General features: G+C 64.2%; 11 protein-coding genes. 7 read left to right on the top strand and 4 right to left on the bottom strand.

Translation table 11 applies throughout. The features are described from left to right. Positions 1–259: 259 nt before the first annotated feature. Positions 260–721 (bottom strand): MerR family DNA-binding transcriptional regulator, encoded by a 462-nt coding sequence (locus M727_RS0126455; protein WP_023802166.1) that lies wholly within the window; start codon positions 719–721, stop codon positions 260–262. 449 nt (positions 722–1,170) lie between these two features. On the opposite strand from M727_RS0126455, the gene M727_RS0126450 reads away from it, so the two are divergent. The 4 genes from M727_RS0126450 (at position 1,171) to M727_RS0126435 (ending at position 8,400) form a co-directional block, all read left to right on the top strand. Next, a complete protein-coding gene (locus tag M727_RS0126450) occupies positions 1,171–5,130 on the top strand; it encodes a peptidoglycan-binding protein (RefSeq protein WP_027155160.1) in 3,960 nt (1,319 codons plus the stop codon). 189 nt (positions 5,131–5,319) lie between these two features. Continuing rightward, the gene (locus M727_RS0126445; protein ID WP_027155159.1) at positions 5,320–6,243 is read left to right on the top strand and encodes a sulfite exporter TauE/SafE family protein; all 924 of its coding nucleotides are present in this window, start codon (positions 5,320–5,322) and stop codon (positions 6,241–6,243) included. Next, entirely contained in the window at positions 6,243–7,034 is a 792-nt protein-coding gene (locus M727_RS0126440) for a TIGR02186 family protein (protein WP_027155158.1), read from the top strand. Before M727_RS0126445 ends, M727_RS0126440 begins: the two co-directional genes overlap by 1 nt. A gap of 109 nt (positions 7,035–7,143) precedes the next feature. Further along, a complete protein-coding gene (locus tag M727_RS0126435; RefSeq protein WP_027155157.1) occupies positions 7,144–8,400 on the top strand; it encodes an Hsp70 family protein in 1,257 nt (418 codons plus the stop codon). A gap of 6 nt (positions 8,401–8,406) precedes the next feature. Here the strand turns inward: M727_RS0126435 and M727_RS0126430 are convergent, their stop codons facing one another. Beyond that, entirely contained in the window at positions 8,407–9,309 is a 903-nt protein-coding gene (locus M727_RS0126430; protein ID WP_027155156.1) for a LysR substrate-binding domain-containing protein, read from the bottom strand. Positions 9,310–9,589: 280 nt separating this feature from the next. Between M727_RS0126430 and M727_RS0126425 the strand changes: the two genes are divergently transcribed. Genes M727_RS0126425 through M727_RS0126415 form a run of 3 tightly spaced genes read left to right on the top strand, consistent with a single transcriptional unit; the run spans position 9,590 to position 14,199 of the window. Continuing rightward, the gene (locus M727_RS0126425) at positions 9,590–12,523 is read left to right on the top strand and encodes a molybdopterin oxidoreductase family protein (protein WP_027155155.1); all 2,934 of its coding nucleotides are present in this window, start codon (positions 9,590–9,592) and stop codon (positions 12,521–12,523) included. Then, the gene (locus tag M727_RS0126420; RefSeq protein ID WP_027155154.1) at positions 12,520–13,254 is read left to right on the top strand and encodes a 4Fe-4S dicluster domain-containing protein; all 735 of its coding nucleotides are present in this window, start codon (positions 12,520–12,522) and stop codon (positions 13,252–13,254) included. Before M727_RS0126425 ends, M727_RS0126420 begins: the two co-directional genes overlap by 4 nt. A gap of 9 nt (positions 13,255–13,263) precedes the next feature. Continuing rightward, positions 13,264–14,199 (top strand): DmsC/YnfH family molybdoenzyme membrane anchor subunit, encoded by a 936-nt coding sequence (locus M727_RS0126415; RefSeq protein WP_027155153.1) that lies wholly within the window; start codon positions 13,264–13,266, stop codon positions 14,197–14,199. Positions 14,200–14,205: 6 nt separating this feature from the next. On the opposite strand, the gene pdeM is transcribed toward M727_RS0126415, so the two are convergent. Further along, on the bottom strand, positions 14,206–14,922 hold the full coding sequence (gene pdeM, locus M727_RS0126410) for a ligase-associated DNA damage response endonuclease PdeM (protein WP_027155152.1): 717 nt from the start codon (positions 14,920–14,922) through the stop codon (positions 14,206–14,208). Next, the gene (locus tag M727_RS0126405; RefSeq protein ID WP_027155151.1) at positions 14,919–17,441 is read right to left on the bottom strand and encodes a ligase-associated DNA damage response DEXH box helicase; all 2,523 of its coding nucleotides are present in this window, start codon (positions 17,439–17,441) and stop codon (positions 14,919–14,921) included. Before M727_RS0126405 ends, pdeM begins: the two co-directional genes overlap by 4 nt. Positions 17,442–17,690: the final 249 nt, after the last annotated feature.

The raw sequence follows: 17,690 nt of genomic DNA, 5'->3' as shown, positions 1-17,690 counted from the left end.
CAATGTGAAGTCAGACGGGCATGCGGACCAATGTTCAGGTCGGAATAGCAAAAGTTGACGTTTGCGTAAACGTCAACTTTTTGATGCGACAAATTATCCCCGCCACTCGCTCATAGCGTAACGGCGCTGGCCGTAGCCAGTCCGAACAGATTGAAAGATATTCGTCCCCGACGCAGCCGCAAGACAAAGGGAAGAGCCGCGCAGCCAAGGCCCACGCGGCTCTCTCCCAGAAGGCCGTTCACCGGAAGCGGGCGGAGAATTACCCGGCGACGCTGGCCTGCGGCGCCGAGCGTTCGCTCAGCATCTGACGCACCGCCGCCATCGAGTTGCTCAACTCGTTGATGGCATCGTCGATCAGAGCCCGCTGCTTCTGCAGGCGGGCAAGCTGCTTCTCCGACTTGTCGAGCGTCAGTCGCAACTGCTTGGTGTTGGAACCGCTGGGGTCGTAGAGGTCCATCATTTGCTTGACGTCGCGCAGCGAGAACCCGACCTTGCGGCCGAGCAGGATCAGCTTCAGCCGCGCCTTGTCGCGGCGCGTGTAGAGACGGGTCGAGCCGTCGCGCTGCGGATTGAGAAGGCCCTTGTCCTCGTAGAAACGCAGCGTACGCAGCGTTACTCCGTATTTCTTGGCCATCTCGCCGATGCGGACAAGATCCTCGCCGGCTTTATCGGACATGTCATTGGTATTGGCCGCGGCTTCGCCGGGCGAAACAAGTTTCATGGTCACTGGCTTCCCCATCTGGTGGCGCCGCGGTCCTGGACCGTGCGTCGCCTGAGTCGAAGCGGGGGCGTGCTTCCACTCGTGGTTTCAACAAACAAAATCGCAAACGGCACGATCTGCACCCTTACGTTTACGTCAATTGTATACCGATAGCCGCCTCACGAAGCAAGGGCGACGTGCGGGAGGAACTTTTTGCCGCATCCTCCAGCGCACGGCTCGGCCGCGCTTCAGGCGCTCGTCAACATCGTTGTAACTTCTTAAGCTTGGTTAACGCGTTGTTTACCACGTTGGGCGAAATGTGCGCATGTCGGTTCCCCGTGTTTATCCTGTAGCGAATTTTTCACGGTTTTTCGGAGTCCACCGCAGCAAAACCGCGGCCGCCTTCGTTTCCGGCAGGACTTTGGGAACACTGGTCATAAAGCCAGCAGTGAAACTGAACGGGCGCATCGATGAACAGCAAGCGGTCCTATCTCGATACACTCAACGCCGGCCGGCAGCGCAGGCCGCACACCACGCTTGAACAGCTCAACCGTTCCCTGGAAACGCTGGAGCAGCGGCTGGAGCGGACGCGCGAGGACCTGAGCGAACGTCCCGATCCGCGCCGGCTGAGCGCGGAGCCACGCTATGCCAGCGCACGGCCCTATGAGGATCCGCGCCCGGCGCAGCCGCCGAAAAGCCCGGCGCCAGCCGCCTTCGACCAGAATTACCAGGCGATCGCCCGCGACATCGACCGTGTGCGCGGCCAGGAAGACGGCGTCGCCGTGGTCGGCAAGATCGCCGGCGAATTGCGCGGCCTGCGCGAGGAACTGCGCCACCAGATGACCGCCGGCCTGCAGCGCGAATTCGAAGCGCTGCGCGACGACATCGAGCGGGCTTTCCAGGCAAGTACCCAGCCGGGTGGCCAATCGGCAGGAGGCAGAGGCAGCGCCGAACTCGGCGTCGAGTTCGAGCGGCTTTCCGGCGCCATCCAGTCCCTGGCCGAAAAGAGCGACGACAGAAGCGTCAACATGCTCCGGCTCGACCTGGAGCAGGTCAAGGCCGCGCTCGACACATTGGCGCGCGAGGAGAGCGTGCAGGCGGTCGGCCGCCGCTGGGACGAGTTCAACCGCCGCTGGACCGCGTTCGAGGATCGTGTCGATGCCGATCAGCGACAGCGGTCGGACGCACCCGGTCTTTCGATGCTGACCGAACGGCTTGAACAGATCAGCAATGCCGTCAACAATCTGCCGGAATCGCTGTCGCTGCGTTCGCTCGAAGAGAAGGTCCGCACGCTTGCCAGCGCGGTCGAGCATTTCGCCCGCCAGCAGGACAGTCTCGGCAGCAGCACATTGGCAATGATCGACGAGCGGCTGGACGAGATTTCCCGCGCCATCGTCGCCTCGACCGTCGCCGCGCAGGCCAATTCATTCGACCCCGAAGCATTCGAGCGTATCGAGAAGCGGATCGCCTCGCTTGCCGAACAGATCGAGGAAGTGACGCAAGTCCACCCCAGCGGCGAGATCATCGACCGCCTCAACATGCTGTCGAGCCGGGTCGACGATCTTGCCAACCGGGCCAATTTGCCTGAGCAGGCGATGGAGCGTCTCGACAAGCAGATCGCGCTTATTGCCGACAAGATCGACCGGGCGCCTGCCATGCCGGACGCCGACTATATCTTCCAGGGGCTGGAACAGCGTTTCGACGTGCTGTCCGGCATGATGGAGCGCCGCCAGGGCGACGCGATCGAACAGGGCAACGTGCTGTTTCGCGATCTCGAGCGCCGGCTGGACGAAGTTGCCGACAGGCTGGACCAGCGCATGCCGCAGATCGACGGGGCCGGCATCATGGACGCCCTCGACGCCCGCTTCAGCGCGCTGGCCAAGCGCTTGGAGACGCGCGTTCCCGATCACGCAGGTGAAGCCGCGATCCGTGGCCTGGAAAGCCGGCTCGAAGACATTTCAATCCGGCTGGATTCATCGGCGGCACAAGTCGCCGGTATCGACCCGGCCCTGATCCGCAGCCTGGAAGCGCAGGTCGCGGGCCTGTCGGCGCACCTTTCGAAACCCGGCGCGCCACTGCCGGAATTGGAGGATATCAGCCCTCGTCTCAACGAAATCGAGAAGTCGCTGGCTGGCACCCGCGATTCCATCCTCAGCGCGGCGCGCGAGGCAGCCGAGAGCGCCGTCCGTTCGTTGGCGGGCTCCAGTGCCAACACGGCGGCCGTCTCTGGCCTCGCCCAGGATCTGAAGACACTCGAAGCACTGACGCGCCGTTCCGACGAGCGCAATTCGAGGACCTTCGAAGCCATCCACGACACGCTGCTCAAGATCGTCGACCGGCTGGGCTCGCTGGAAACCGGCGAGCCGACCGACGCTGTGAGCGAACTTCTGAATACGCAGCCGGCCGAGCCGGACAGCTGGCGCGGCGTGCGATCGTCAAAGATGGCCGTACGTGACGCGCCGTCCATGGACATCGACCAGCCACTGCCGCTGACGGAAGACATGGCCGACCTCGACAGCCATGTCTCTGCCATGATCAGCGATGACTCAAGTTCGCCTAGCGAACCGGGCACGCGCACGCCTGCCGAAGCCGCCGCGGCCGCGGCCATGGCGGCGCTTGGCTCGGACACGGCGGAAAAAAGCCAGCCGACCGGCGGCCGGAAGTCGATGCTCGGCGGACTGGCGCGCGCCTTCAAGGCCAAGAAGGAGACGATCGTTCCGCCGCTTGCCGGCTCCGCGCCTGATGTCGAGATACCGATTGCCGATCTCGACGAGCCGCTGGACCCGAAGGTTGCCAACCGGCCGCTGGAGCCCGGCTCCGGCCCACCTGACCTCAACGCCATCATGAAGCGCGTGCGCGACGAACGCGGCCCGCCCGGCAGGGCCGGCAATGCCGACGCATCGAAATCCGACTTCATCGCCGCTGCCAGGCGCGCGGCGCAAGCGGCCGCTGCCGAGGCCGACGCTCTCAAGCGGCAATCGACGATGAGGGGGCCGGTAAAGGCGCTCAGGATCGGCGACTTGCTCAAGGCGCGACGCAAGCCGATTCTGATGGCAGCCGCCGCGGTCATGCTGGCGCTCGCCGGCCTGCAATTGGGCAAGGCCTTTGTCTCCGACCCGGTCGATATTGCCAGCAACGACACGGCACCGATGGCGGCCGCGCAGCCAGCGGAAAGCGCATCGATCGGTACCGTCAACGAGCCGAAGACGGACACAGAAACTGCAGGGGATAGCGCACCAGACCACGCTGTCCGGCAGGCAGAGCCATCCGAATCGGTAGCCGAGGACGACATGCCGGCGCAGGCCGCCATCGTCACGCCGTCATATGGCGAAAGATCGGCGGATGCCGAAACGCCGACCGACTCAGGGTCCGCGGCCGAGCCTGTTCCTGAGCCAATGGCTTCAACGACGTCGCCCGATCCGGCGGCGGCGAACGTGACAGCATCGGCACCTGCGGGCCCGACGGCTGCGGACGCCGAACCAATGGCCACCGCGCCGGACGCCACGCCCGCGACCCAGGACATGACCGGCACGGTCACGCCCGCGGATGCTTCGACGGCGGCGGCCACTGCCAAGATCGACATTCCAGCCGATGCCGGCCCGGCTGCCTTGCGTGACGCAGCGGCCAGCGGCGACGCCAAGGCACTGTTCGAGATCGGCTCGCGCTACGCCGAATCGCGCGGCGTCAAGCAAGACATGGCAGCGGCCGCCAAATGGTACGAGAAATCAGCCGAGCTCGGCTTCGCACCGGCGGAATACCGCATCGGCAACTTCTACGAGAAGGGCACCGGCGTCGCGCGCGACGTCAAGAAGGCGAAGACCTGGTACCAGCTCGCCGCCGCGCAGGGCAACGCCAGCGCCATGCACAACCTCGCCGTGCTCTTCGCCATGGCGGCGGACGGCGTGACCGACAATGAATCGGCCGCGCACTGGTTCCAGGCCGCCGCCGATCTCGGCGTCAAGGACAGCCAGTTCAATCTCGGCATCCTGGCGGCGAAGGGGGTCGGCATGAAGCAGAACCTCGAAGAGTCCTACAAATGGTTCGCGCTCGTCGCCAAGACCGGCGACAAGGATGCGGCGGCAAAGCGCGACGAGATCGCCAAGGCGCTCAGGCCCGAGCAGCTCGAACGCGCACGCGCCGCCACGGAACTGTGGAAGGCAAAGCCGCTCGATCCTGCGGCCAATTCGGCCGATATTCCCGAATCGTGGCAGGACGGCACGCCGCAGACGACTGCCAGCGTCGACATGAAGAAGGTCGTTCAGAACATCCAGCGCATTCTCAACAAGAACGGCTATGAGGCCGGCAATGACGACGGCGTGATGGGCCAGAAAACCAAGGATGCCATCATGGCTTTCCAGACCGACAACGACCTGAAGCCTACCGGCGCGGTCGACGAAAAGCTAGTCAAGGCGCTGCTTGCGCGCAAATAACGTCAGATGCGTCGTTTCCGCGACGCCTTGCCACACATTTGCCTGTTAACTGATTGAGTTGTTTTTTGTTTCGGCGACGTGGCGAGGTTTGACTTCGCCGCCCGGCCGGCGCAAGAACGAGACAGCTTTTTGGCGCGAATGCCCGCAACGGTTGCATTCGTCGAGAGGCAAACTGATCGAGACTGACGGGTGGGCATCTATCTCCCGATCGCGGAAATTTCCGTCAACATCTTTGTGCTGCTGGCCATGGGCGCGGCGGTGGGTTTCCTCTCGGGCATGTTCGGAGTGGGCGGCGGCTTCCTGATCACGCCGCTGCTGATCTTCTACAACATACCGCCGGCGATCGCAGTCGCCACCGGCGCCAACCAGGTCATCGCCTCCTCCTTCTCCGGCGCATTGTCGCACGTGAAGCGCGGTACGCTCGACTTCAAGCTCGGCGGTGTGCTTTTGGCCGGCGGCATCGTCGGCTCGACCGGCGGCATCTTCGTCTTTGGCTTCTTGCGCCGGCTCGGCCAGCTCGACCTGTTCATCTCGCTGCTCTATGTCGTGCTGCTCGGCACCGTCGGCGGGCTGATGCTGGTCGAGAGCGTCAATGCGCTGCGCGCCACGCGCAGCGGCGCGGCACCGGTGCTGAAGAAATCCGGCCAGCACAACTGGATTCACCGCTTGCCGCTAAAAATGCGGTTCAGGGCCTCGAAGCTGTTCGTCAGCGTCATCCCGGTGCTCGGCCTCGGCGCCGGCATCGGTTTCCTGTCGTCGATCATGGGCGTCGGCGGCGGCTTCATCATGGTGCCGGCGCTGATCTATCTCTTGAAAGTGCCGACCAACGTCGTCGTCGGCACCTCGCTGTTCCAGATCATCTTCACCTCAGCCTACACCACGCTGGTCCATGCCACCACCAACCAGACGGTCGACGTCATGCTCGCCTTCCTGTTGATGGCGGGTGGCGTCGCCGGCGCGCAATACGGTGCCAAGGCCGGCCAAAGGCTGCGCGGCGAGCAGCTCAGGGCGCTGCTGGCACTGCTGGTGCTGGCGGTTGCCTTCCGGCTCGCCATCGATCTGTTCGTGACGCCGCCCAGCCTCTATTTGCTGTCCGGCGTGGATCCGACCTGATGGCGGGTTTTAGGGCGTTCCTGGCCGTTGCCTCGCTGTCGCTGTTCGCCGCCTCGTCACCGGCAAGAGCGCAGACGCCGGTTACCGAAAACATCCAGATCGGCCTGTCCACCGACCATGTCTCAATCACCGCCGGCTTCTCCGGTGCCGACCTCACCATCTTCGGCTCATTGGAAAATGCCGACCCGCTAGTCGCCCGCCAAGGGCGCTACGACATCGTCGTCGTGCTTGAGGGTCCGGCCCGGCCGGTCGTCGTGCGCCGCAAGGACCGGGTGCTCGGCATCTGGATCAATCTGGAGTCCGAGACCTTCGAGAATGTGCCGGTGTCCTATTCGGTGGCGACGACGCGCCCGCTGCAGGACGTCACCGACCCCAACAGCTACAAGCAACTGTCGCTCGGCGCCGCCAACATCTACATGCAGCCGGCCGACGATGGCGAAAGTCCGGCGACCATCCGGGAATTCACCGCGGCGCTGCGCGAGCGCAAGACGGCGACCGGCCTCTACAGCGTGAATGTCGGCGGCGTGCAGTTCCTGTCGCAGAACCTGTTCCGCGCCACCGTCAGGCTCGCCCCCAATGTTCCGGTCGGCACCCACAAGGCCCGCGCGTTCCTGTTCAAGAGCGGCCTGTTCATCAAGGAAAGCTCCGCCCAGCTCGAAATCCGCAAGTCCGGTTTCGAACAGTCGATCTTCCGCGTCGCCCACGATTATTCGTTCCTGTATGGCGTCTTCGCGGTGTCGTTGGCCATGCTGACCGGCTGGCTCGGAAGGCTCGTCTTCCGGAAGGATTAAACTCGCTTCAAAAGGCGGTTCCCCTTTTTACGCTCGTGGGTTAGACCGCGACCCCGGCCCGGCCGAACACCGGCTGTCGCTCGCCAAATCAAAAATACAGGACTTTGCGATGCGACCAGCATTCGGCGGTATCGACTTCGGCACTTCGAATTCCACCGTCGGCGTGATCAGGGACGGGCAGCCGCAATTGGTGGCGCTGGAGGACGGCGAGGTGACGCTGCCCAGCGCGGTGTTCTTCAATTTCGAGGACAACCGCACCTACTTTGGGCGCCGCGCCATCGCCAACTATACCGACAGTGTCGAAGGTCGCCTGATGCGCTCGCTGAAGAGCGTACTCGGCGGTACGCTGGTCCATGAAAAGACGCGCATCAAAACCCGATCGATCGCCTTCACCGAGATCATCGGTCTGTTCGTCGGCCACCTCAGGAAAAGGCTGGAAGAGGATGCGGACGATACGGTTGAAAGCGTGGTGCTTGGTCGTCCCGTGCAGTTCGTCGACGACGATGCCGAGGCCGATGCCAAGGCCGAAGGTGAACTCGAAAACGCCGCCCGCACCCAGGGCTTCAAGCATATCGCCTTCCAGTTCGAGCCGATCGCGGCGGCGCTCGACTACGAGCAGAAGGTGACGGGCGAAGAGCTGGCGCTGATCGTCGACATGGGCGGCGGCACGTCCGACTTCACGATCGTGCGGGTCTCGCCGCAGCGCGCCCGCTCCCTCGATCGCAAGGACGACATTCTGGCCAGCCGAGGCATCCACATCGGCGGCACCGACTTCGACCGGCTGTTGAGCATCGCCCATGTGATGCCGCAGCTCGGCTACCTCTCGCCGACCAAGGACGGCAAGCGCTACTTGCCGGCCAGCTACTTCATCGACCTGGCGACATGGCAGCGCATCAACCTGGTCTACACCGCCCGGGCGATGACGCATCTGCGCCAGATCCGCTACGAGGCGGAACGCGCCGACCTGGTCGACCGCTTCATCGACATCGTCGAGCATCGTTACGGGCACGCGCTGGCCGCTTTGGTCGAGAGGGCCAAGATCGCGCTGACGCAGCAATCGTCCGCCGAGGTGATGGTCGCGCTGACGGGAGCGAAGTTCGCGGCAGAAATTTCGCGCGCCGGGCTCGAGGCCACGATCGCCAGGGAAATCGAACGGGTGGCCGCGACGGTTGGTGAGACGATCCGCGACGCGCAGGTGAAACCGTCCGACATCACCGCAGTGTTCCTGACCGGCGGATCGACCGCCATCCCGCTGGCAAGGCAGCAGATATTGGCCCTGGTGCCGCAGGCGTCGGTCATCGAAGGTGATATGTTCGGCTCGGTCGGGCTTGGCCTGGCGCTCGATGCGCAGCGGAAATTCGGTTGACCCGGCCTACCCGCGGACGGTCTCGCCGGCCCTCGCGCCCAGATGCGCCTTGAGCGCCATCTGGGCCAGACTTGCCTGCCGGTCACGATGCGTGATCATGGCGAAATCGCGCTTTGGCAGATCGATCGGCACGGCTCGCAGGCTGCCCTCGGCGACCGCGCGTTCGACAACGAGCTCCGAAATGATGGTGGCGCCGGCGCCGGCCTCGACCGCCTGACGGACCGCCTCGTTGCTCGGCAGCACCAGGAATATCCGCAGCTCTGCGAACGGTATCCCTTCGCGGCGGGCAAGATCTTCCAGCACCTCGCGCGTGCCTGATCCGCCTTCCCTGATGATCCAGCGGAGTTCCCTGATATCGGGATGCCCGCGCGAGACTTCGGCGATCTCGGGATGCGAATGCGCCACGACCAGCATCAGGCGATCCACATCGACCTTGGCGCGCCGCAATATGTCCGATTCGGTGCGCCCCTCGACCAGGCCAAAATCAGCCGTACCGTCGAGTACGGTGGTCTCAACCTGCCTGGTGTTGCCGATGGTCACGCTCAGCCTGACGGCGGGATAGGCCTCGTGGAAGGAGGCCAGCCGGCGCGGCAGCCAGTAGCTGGCGATGGTCTGGCTGGCGGCGATGGAAAGGCTGCCGGTGATCGTCTGCGAGACGTGCTCCAGCACGTCGTGGGCGGCAGCCGCCCGTTCGAGCACGGCCTTCGCCTCGGGCAGAAACCTGCGCCCGGTCTGCGCCAGTTCGATGTTGCGACCGACCCGGTTGAACAGCTGGACGCCATGCTGCTGTTCGAGCGAGCGGATGGCGGCCGAGGCGGCCGATTGGGAAATGCCCAGCAGTTCGGCCGCCTTGGTCATGTGTCCTCGTTCGGCGACGGCAACGAATATCCGCAGTTGGTCCAGGGTCATGCGGAGAATTAAGAAACAAGTTCGATTGGAATTACAAGAGCAACTTGTTAGACAGATCGATTGCTTTGTTCTAATTTTCCCCGCGGAGTTGGAAAAAAATCGCGGCCAACCTGCAATGGGTAGAAAAGTGATCGGGCGGTTCAAATCCTTGTTTGCCCATTGGACCCGCGGTCTGCGGCGTCGGCTTGCCGGCGACCGTTATCATCCGGAAGAACACTACATGCGCGGCCCCCGGGCCGAAGACGAGAGCCAAATTCGCAGACCGCAAAAGCGCCGAATCATGAACCACGGACCGCTGCGCGGCGCCAATTCCGCACCGTCCCAACGGTCGCTTGCCAACACCCGCGCGCCCGACGAGGGTGATGGCGTCGATACCTCGCCTGATGTCTCCGACAGCATCGCCAAGACCACCTGCTACATGTGCGCCTGCCGCTGCGGTATCGACGTCCACATCAAGGACGGCAAGGTCCGCTACATCAACGGCAACAAGGACCATCCGGTCAATCGCGGCGTGCTGTGCGGCAAAGGCAGCGCCGGCATCATGCAGCACTACAGTCCGGCCAGGTTGAAGAAACCATTGCTGCGCAGCGGTCCGCGCGGCTCGGGAGAGTTTCGCGAGATCGAGTGGGAGGAGGCTCTCTCGATCGCGACGGAACGGCTTTCGAAAATCCGTCGCACCGACCCGAAGAAACTCGCCTTCTTCACCGGCCGCGACCAGTCGCAATCGTTGACCGGCTGGTGGGCGAGCCAGTTCGGCACGCCGAATTTCGCCGCCCATGGCGGCTTCTGCTCGGTCAACATGGCGGCCGGCGGGCTCTATACGATCGGCGGCTCGTTCTGGGAGTTCGGCGAACCCGACTGGGACAACACCAAATACTTCATGCTGTTCGGCGTCGCCGAGGACCATGATTCCAATCCGATCAAGATCGGCCTTGGCAAGCTCAAGGCGCGCGGCGCCAAGGTGGTCTCGATCAATCCATGCCGCACCGGCTACAACGCCATTGCCGATGACTGGATCGGCATCCGGCCCGGCACCGACGGCCTGTTCGTGTTTGCTCTCATCCATGAACTGCTGAAGGCCGGCCGCGTCGATCTCGATTATTTGCTGCGCTACACCAACGCCCATGTCCTCGTCATCCAGGAGCCGGGTGCAGCAGATGACGGGCTGTTCGCACGCGACAGCGGCGGCAATCCGCTGGCTTGGGACAGGCTGGCTAAAGTCTCCGTCAGCGCCACCGATACCGATGCAAAGCCGGCGCTGACCGGCAATTTCCAGGTCGATGGCCGCCGCTGCGTTCCGGTCTTCCAGCTTATTGCCGACCGCTATCTGCAGGAGAGCTATTCTGCCGATGCGGTCGCCGAACGCTGCGGCGTTGCGGCCGACATCATCCGCCGCATCGCCGCCGAACTGGCGCATGTCGCCTTCGAGCAGGCGATCGAACTGCCGGTGGCGTGGACCGACTGGGCCGGCCGCCGACACGAGACGATCAAGGGCCGGCCGGTGTCGATGCACGCGATGCGCGGCATCTCGGCCCATTCAAACGGTTTTCACACCTGCCGCGCCATCCACCTGCTCCAAGTACTCCTGGGTACGGTGGACGTGCCCGGCGGGTTTCGCTTCAAGCCGCCTTATCCGCGGTCGGCGCCGCCGGGGCCGAAGCCGGCGGGCAAGGACGTCAGGCCGATGACGCCGCTCGAAGGCATGCCGCTCGGTTTCGTCTGCGGCCCGGACGATCTGCTGGTCGATGACGCCGGCACGCCAATCCGTATCGACAAGGCCTATTCCTGGGATGCGCCGCTGGCAGCACACGGGCTCATGCACACGGTCATCCGTAACGCCTGGGCCGGCGATCCCTACAGGATCGACACGCTGTTCATGTACATGTCCAACATGGCCTGGAACTCGTCGATGAATACCGTCGAGACGATGGCGATGCTGACCGACATGGATGCGTCAGGCGAGTACAGGATCCCGTTCATCATCTATTCCGACGCCTATTATTCCGAGACCGTGCCGTTCGCCGATCTCGTGCTTCCCGACACGACCTATCTCGAGCGTCATGACTGCATCAGCCTGCTCGACCGGCCGATCAGCCACGCCGATGGACCGGGTGACGCCATCCGCCATCCGGTTGTCGAGCCGGACCGCGACGTGCGGGCGTTCCAGACGGTGCTGATCGAGCTCGGCGCGCGGCTCGGCCTGCCCGGCTTCGTCGACGACGACGGCTCGGCCAAATACCGCGACTATGCCGATTACATCGTCAATCATGAGCGCAGGCCAGGCATCGGCCCGCTCGCCGGCTGGCGCGGCAAGGACGGAACCTCGATCGGCAAGGGCGAGGCCAATCCCGACCAGCTTCAGCGCTACATCGACAATGGCGGCTTCTGGCACCAGGATTTTGCCGACGACCAGCGCTACTACAAGATGGCCAACCGCTCCTATCTCGAGTTTGCCGAGACTATGGGTTTTATCCCGAAGGCCGAGCCGATCGTGTTCCAGCTCTATTCGGAACCAATCCAGCGGTTTCGCCTCGCCGCGCGCGGCCATGGCCGGGTGCTGCCGCCGGAGGCGGAGCGCAGCCGCATCGAAACCTATATGGACCCGTTGCCGTTCTGGTACACGCCCTTCGAGGAGGCGGTTGTCGACGTTGAGAAATACCCTCTGCATGCGCTGACGCAGCGGCCGATGCACATGTATCATTCCTGGGGCTCGCAGAACGCCTGGCTCAGGCAGATCACCAGCCAGAACCGGCTGTTCGTGCACAGCCAAACCGCCGCCGGCCTCGGGCTTGCCGATGACGACTGGGTTTGGATCGAGAGCATCAACGGCAGGGTCAAGGGACAGATCAAGCTGGTCGACGGGGTCAACGCCGACACGGTGTGGACCTGGAACGCGATCGGCAAGCGGCGCGGCAGCTGGGGCCTGAAGGACGACGCGGCCGAATCCAACCGCGGCTTCCTGCTCAACCACATCATCGGCGACCAGACTTCTGCCGATGCGAACGGCAAGCGCTACTCGAATTCCGATCCGGTCACCGGCCAGGCGGCATGGTTCGACCTGCGCGTCCGCATCGTCAAATGCGCGGCTGAAGAAGCCGGCTTCACCGAGCCGCAGTTCGAGCGCTTCCGGCAGCCACCGCATTTCAAACCCTCGCCCGACAAGCTCAGTTTTGGCGCCGAGTTTCGCCGGGCAAGAGAAGCTTCCAGACCATGACCTGCCTTCCCGCCCATACCGACAAAAAGCTCGGCCTGGTCATCGACCTCGACACCTGCGTCGGTTGCCAGGCCTGCGTTACCGCCTGCAAGGAATGGAACACCGGCGGCCACATGGCGCCGCTGACCGACATCGATCCCTATGGCGGCGATGCCGATGGGGTCTGGTTCAACCGCGTGCACAGCTATGAGCACATGACGGAGATGGGTGGGCGCACGGTCAATTTCCCACGCTCCTGCCTGCATTGCGAGACACCGGCCTGCGTCACCGTCTGCCCGACCGGCGCCTCCTACAAACGGGCCTCGGACGGCATCGTGCTGGTCGACGAAGACAAGTGCATCGGCTGCAAATTATGCAGCTGGGCCTGCCCCTATGGCGCGCGCGAATTCGACACCGATGTCGGCGTGATGAAGAAGTGCACGCTGTGCGTCGACCGCATCTACAACGACAATCTGGCGGAAGAAGACCGCGTGCCGGCCTGCGTCGCCGCCTGTCCGACCAGCGCGCGGCACTTTGGCGATCTCGGCGACCCGGCATCGGCGATCTCGCAACTAGTGGCCGAACGCGGCGGCGTCGACCTGATGCCCGAACTCGGCTATCACCCGACCAACAAATATTTGCCGCCGCGCGCCCACACGCCGCGCGCTGCATCGGTGCCGGCGCCGAGGCTCGAACCGGTGCGGGCTGAAGGCGGTTTCCTCGGCTGGGTCGACCGCATGCTTTCGCATTGATCAGCATCCATGCATCCAGCCTTCTCCGTCGTCTTCTTCACCACTGCCACGGGCGCCGGTTACGGCCTGCTCGCGCTGCTCGGCGTGCTAGCCGGACAAGGATTTGTCCCGCCTGACTTCTGGCTCGGCCTCGTCGGCATGGGGCTGGCTCTCGGCCTGATCTCGGTCGGCCTGTTGTCGTCGGCCGGCCATCTCGGCCGACCAGAACGCGCCTGGAGAGCATTCTCGCAATGGCGCAGCTCATGGCTGTCGCGCGAAGGCGTTGCCTCGGTCGCGACCTTCGTGCCGACGGGATTGTTCGCCGTCGGCTGGCTGTTCCTCGGCCGCACAAACGGCTGGGTGGCCGTCGCCGGGCTGCTGGCTGCGGTCGGCGCGGTCGCCACCGTCTGCACCACCGGCATGATCTATGCCTCGCTGAAGCCGATCGCCCAGTGGCACAGCCGCTTCACTTTGCCCGGCTACCTGATCTTTTCGGCGATGAGCGGCAGCGTGCTTCTCAACGCGCTGCTGCAGGGCTTCGCCCTCGGCTCGACTATCGTTCTGACAGGTTGCGTGCTGCTGACCTTGCTCGGCTGGGGCTGGAAGCTAGCAAATTGGCGCTACAATGACAGGCTGGAAATCCCGACCAACGCCAACACCGCGACCGGACTTGCCGGCGGTACGGTGCGGTCGCTGGAATGGCCGCACACCGAAGAAAACTACCTGCTCAAGGAGATGGGCTTTCGCATCGCCCGCAAGCACAAGGCGCGGCTGCGCCAGATCACGCAAGTGCTGGCCTTCGCTCTGCCCGTCTTGCTGCTGATTGCCGCATTCGCCTTGCCATGGCCTTATGCGGCGGTGCTGTCGGCACTCGCCACATCAGCCCAATTCGCCGGCATGCTGGTCGAACGCTGGCTGTTCTTCGCCGAAGCGAAACACACCGTCACCCTCTACTACGGCCGGTAGAGCAGCTCAGCCCGGCCGCAGCATCGCGTGGGAAATCGCAAAAATGCGCTCGGTGCCGAGCATATAGGCCATCAGCGTCTCGCGGCGGAACAGCCCGGCATAGGCGCGGTCGAGCACATTGAGCGAGCCGGTATAGGCGCCGAAGGCCGGCATGATCATGCGGCCGCCGTCGCCGGCAAAGCAGCGCCGTCGCACCGAGCGGCCCTGCTGCACGATGCGGGCGCAAGGGTGCAGATGACCTGATACCTCGCCTTCCACTCTCACCGCCGAAGGCTCGTGCCGGAATACGAGAGAGCCTATGGCCAGCTCGCGCACCGTCTCGCCGGGCAGGTCGGCCGGCGCATCCGGGTCATGATTGCCGGCAACCCAGAACCAGTCGCGGCCGGCCATCAGCGCTTCCAGGCGTTCGCGAAAGCTTGCATGCATGCGCGCGGCGCCGCCGCCGTCATGAAAGCTGTCGCCGAGGCTGATGACGATCGCCGGCTGATAATCGGCAATCACCGCCTGCAATCGCAGCAACGTCGCACCGGTATCATAAGGCGGGATCAATGTACCGCGCCGTGCCAGCGACGAGCCCTTTTCCAGATGCAGGTCGGACACGGTCAGAAGCCGAAGCTCGGGAAAATAAAGCACGCCGCGCCGATCGCAGATCGCACGCTCGCCGGCGATGCCGATAGGATCGGCATCCGCCAGGAGCGCCGTCATGGCGAGTGCGAATGTCATTTCGTCCCCATGGCCTCCTCGACCAGCGTTGCCGCATCCATCAGCAGCGTATCATCGGCCTCGCCATGCACCGGCATCTTGCCGATCTCGAGCATGATAGGCACGGCGAGCGGCGAAATCTGCTCGAGGTCTTTATGCACGATTCGTCCCTGGATACGCGAGAGCATCTCGGCAAGTCTGCTGACATCCAGCAGACCCGTAGCCGCGTCGGCACGCGTCGCCTGCAGCAGGATGTGGTCGGGCTCATGGCTGCGCAGAACGTCGTAGATGAGGTCGGTCGAGACGGTGACCTGACGGCCGCTCTTCTCCTGGCCCGGATGACGTTTTTCGATCAGTCCGGAGATGAGCGCGCAATTGCGAAAGGTGCGCTTCAAAAGCCAGCTGTCGGCCAGCCAGGCTTCGAGATCGTCGCCCAGCATGTCCTGGTCGAAAAGCGCGGCCAGCGACGGTTTCTTCGCCCGGAACATCCTGCCCATATCGGCCAGCGACCATATGGCAAGCGCATAGTCGGTGGCGACGAAGCCGAGCGGCCTGGCTCCCGCCCTGTCGAGCCGGCGGGTAAGCAGCATGCCAAGCGTCTGGTGCGCCAGCCTGCCCTCGAACGGGTAGGCCACCAGATAGTAGCGGTTGCCGCGCGGAAAGGTCTCGATCAGCAGGTCGTCGCGCTTCGGCAGCACCGATTTGTCGGCCTGGAAGCGCAGCCAGTCGGCGACCTGTTCCGGCAGCTTCTTCCAGCGCTGCGGGTCGTCCAGCATGATGCGGAGCTGTTCGGCGAGGTAAGTCGAAAGCGGGAATTTGCCGCCGCCATAATAGGGCACCTTGGCGTCAACGCCGGGCGCATTCGACACGAAGCACTCGTTTTCACGGATGCCCTCGAAGCGCAGCACCTTGCCGGCGAACATGAAGGTATCGCCATGCGTCAGCGTTTCGAGGAACGCCTCCTCGATCTTGCCGAGAACCCGACCGCCGCGCGAGGCAGAGCCTTTGCTGCCGGCCTTGATATAACGCACGTTGAGCGCCGGCACCTCGATGATGGTGCCGACATTCAGCCGGTACTGCTGGGCGATGCGAGGATTGGACACGCGCCACAGCCCGTCCTTGTTCAGGCGGATGCGGGCGTAGCGCTCGTAGTTCTTCAGCGCATATCCGCCGGTGGCGACGAAGTCGACGACACGATCGAACGTTGGCCGATCGAGTTCGGCATAGGGCGCGGCGGTTCGCACCTCCTCGAACAGCGCATCGGCATGAAAAGGCGCGCCGCAGGCGCAACCCAGGACATGCTGCGCCAGCACGTCGAGCCCGCCATTGACCAGCGGCGGCGTGTCCTGGGCGCCGAGATAATTGGCGTCGAGCGCCGCCCGGCATTCCAGCACCTCGAAGCGGTTGGCCGGAATCAGGATCGCCTTCGACGGCTCATCCATGCGGTGGTTGGCGCGGCCGATGCGCTGCGCCAGCCGGCTCGCACCTTTGGGAGCGCCGACATGCACGACCAGGTCGACATCGCCCCAGTCGATGCCGAGGTCGAGCGTCGACGTGGCGACGATGGCACGCAAGGCATTCTCGCCCATGGCTTTTTCGACGCGCCGGCGCTGGGCGACATCGAGCGAGCCGTGATGCAGCGCGATCGGCAAAGTGTCCTCGTTGACCCGCCACAATTCCTGGAACAGCAGTTCGGCCTGGCTGCGCGTGTTGACGAACAGCAGGGTCGTCTTGTGTCGCTTGATCTCGCTATAGATCTCCGGTGTCGCGTAGCGGGCCGAATGTCCGGCCCACGGCACGTGCTGTTCCGAGTCGAGGATGGAGATGTCGGGCTTGGCGCCTCCGGTGACGACGATCAATTCGGCCATGCCGCCGGATGGATTCTGGCTGACCAGCCAGCGCCGCAATTCGTCCGGCTCGGCGACCGTCGCCGACAGGCCGATCGTCTGCAAGCCGGGAACAAGGGATCGCAGCCGGGCCAGCCCGAGCGACAGGAGATGCCCGCGCTTCGACGTCACCAAGGAATGCAGTTCGTCGAGCACGACATAGCGCAGATCCTCGAAGAAGCGCCTGGCGTCGGGCGCAGCAATCAGCAGCGCCAGTTGCTCGGGCGTCGTCAGAAGGATGTCGGGCGGGGCCAGCTTCTGCCTCTGGCGCTTGTGCGCGGGCGTGTCGCCGGTGCGCGTCTCGATGGTGACGGACAGGCCGATCTCTTCCACCGGCTTGCCGAGATTGCGCTCGATGTCGACGGCCAACGCCTTCAGCGGCGAGATGTACAGCGTGTGGATGCCGCGACGCGCCTGCCCCGGCTTTCTCCCTGGCCGCCCGGCCAACTCGGTCAGTGAAGGCAGAAACCCGGCCAGCGTCTTGCCGGCGCCGGTCGGCGCGATCAGCAGAACCGATTGCCCGGCCTGGGCAATCGCCAGCAATTCCATCTGGTGGGCGCGCGGCGACCAGCCTCTTTGCGCAAACCATTTGAGGAATGGCTCGGGCAAGCGCACGGCGGCATTCTGTTCGGCGAGGCGCGGCTGCTCTGTCACCCGCCAGAGGTAGCGCGGCGCCGTGCAATCGCCAAGCAGAATCGGAACAAAAGGTGATCGTGCGCTTTTCCTTCCCCCCCTTGTGGGGGAAGGTGGATTGGCGCGTTAGCGCCAAGACGGATGAGGGGTGTTGGAAGGAATGAGGCGTTGGCGATCCCTGGAACACCCCTCATCCGGCCGCTTCGCGGCCACCTTCTCCCACAAGGGGAGAAGGAAGAACCGCGCCAGGTGGATTGCCGCGAAGCGGCA

This window comes from Mesorhizobium sp. WSM2561 (genome assembly GCF_000513915.1).
Taxonomy (GTDB): domain Bacteria; phylum Pseudomonadota; class Alphaproteobacteria; order Rhizobiales; family Rhizobiaceae; genus Mesorhizobium; species Mesorhizobium muleiense.
This window is presented reverse-complemented; position numbering and strand designations above follow the sequence as displayed.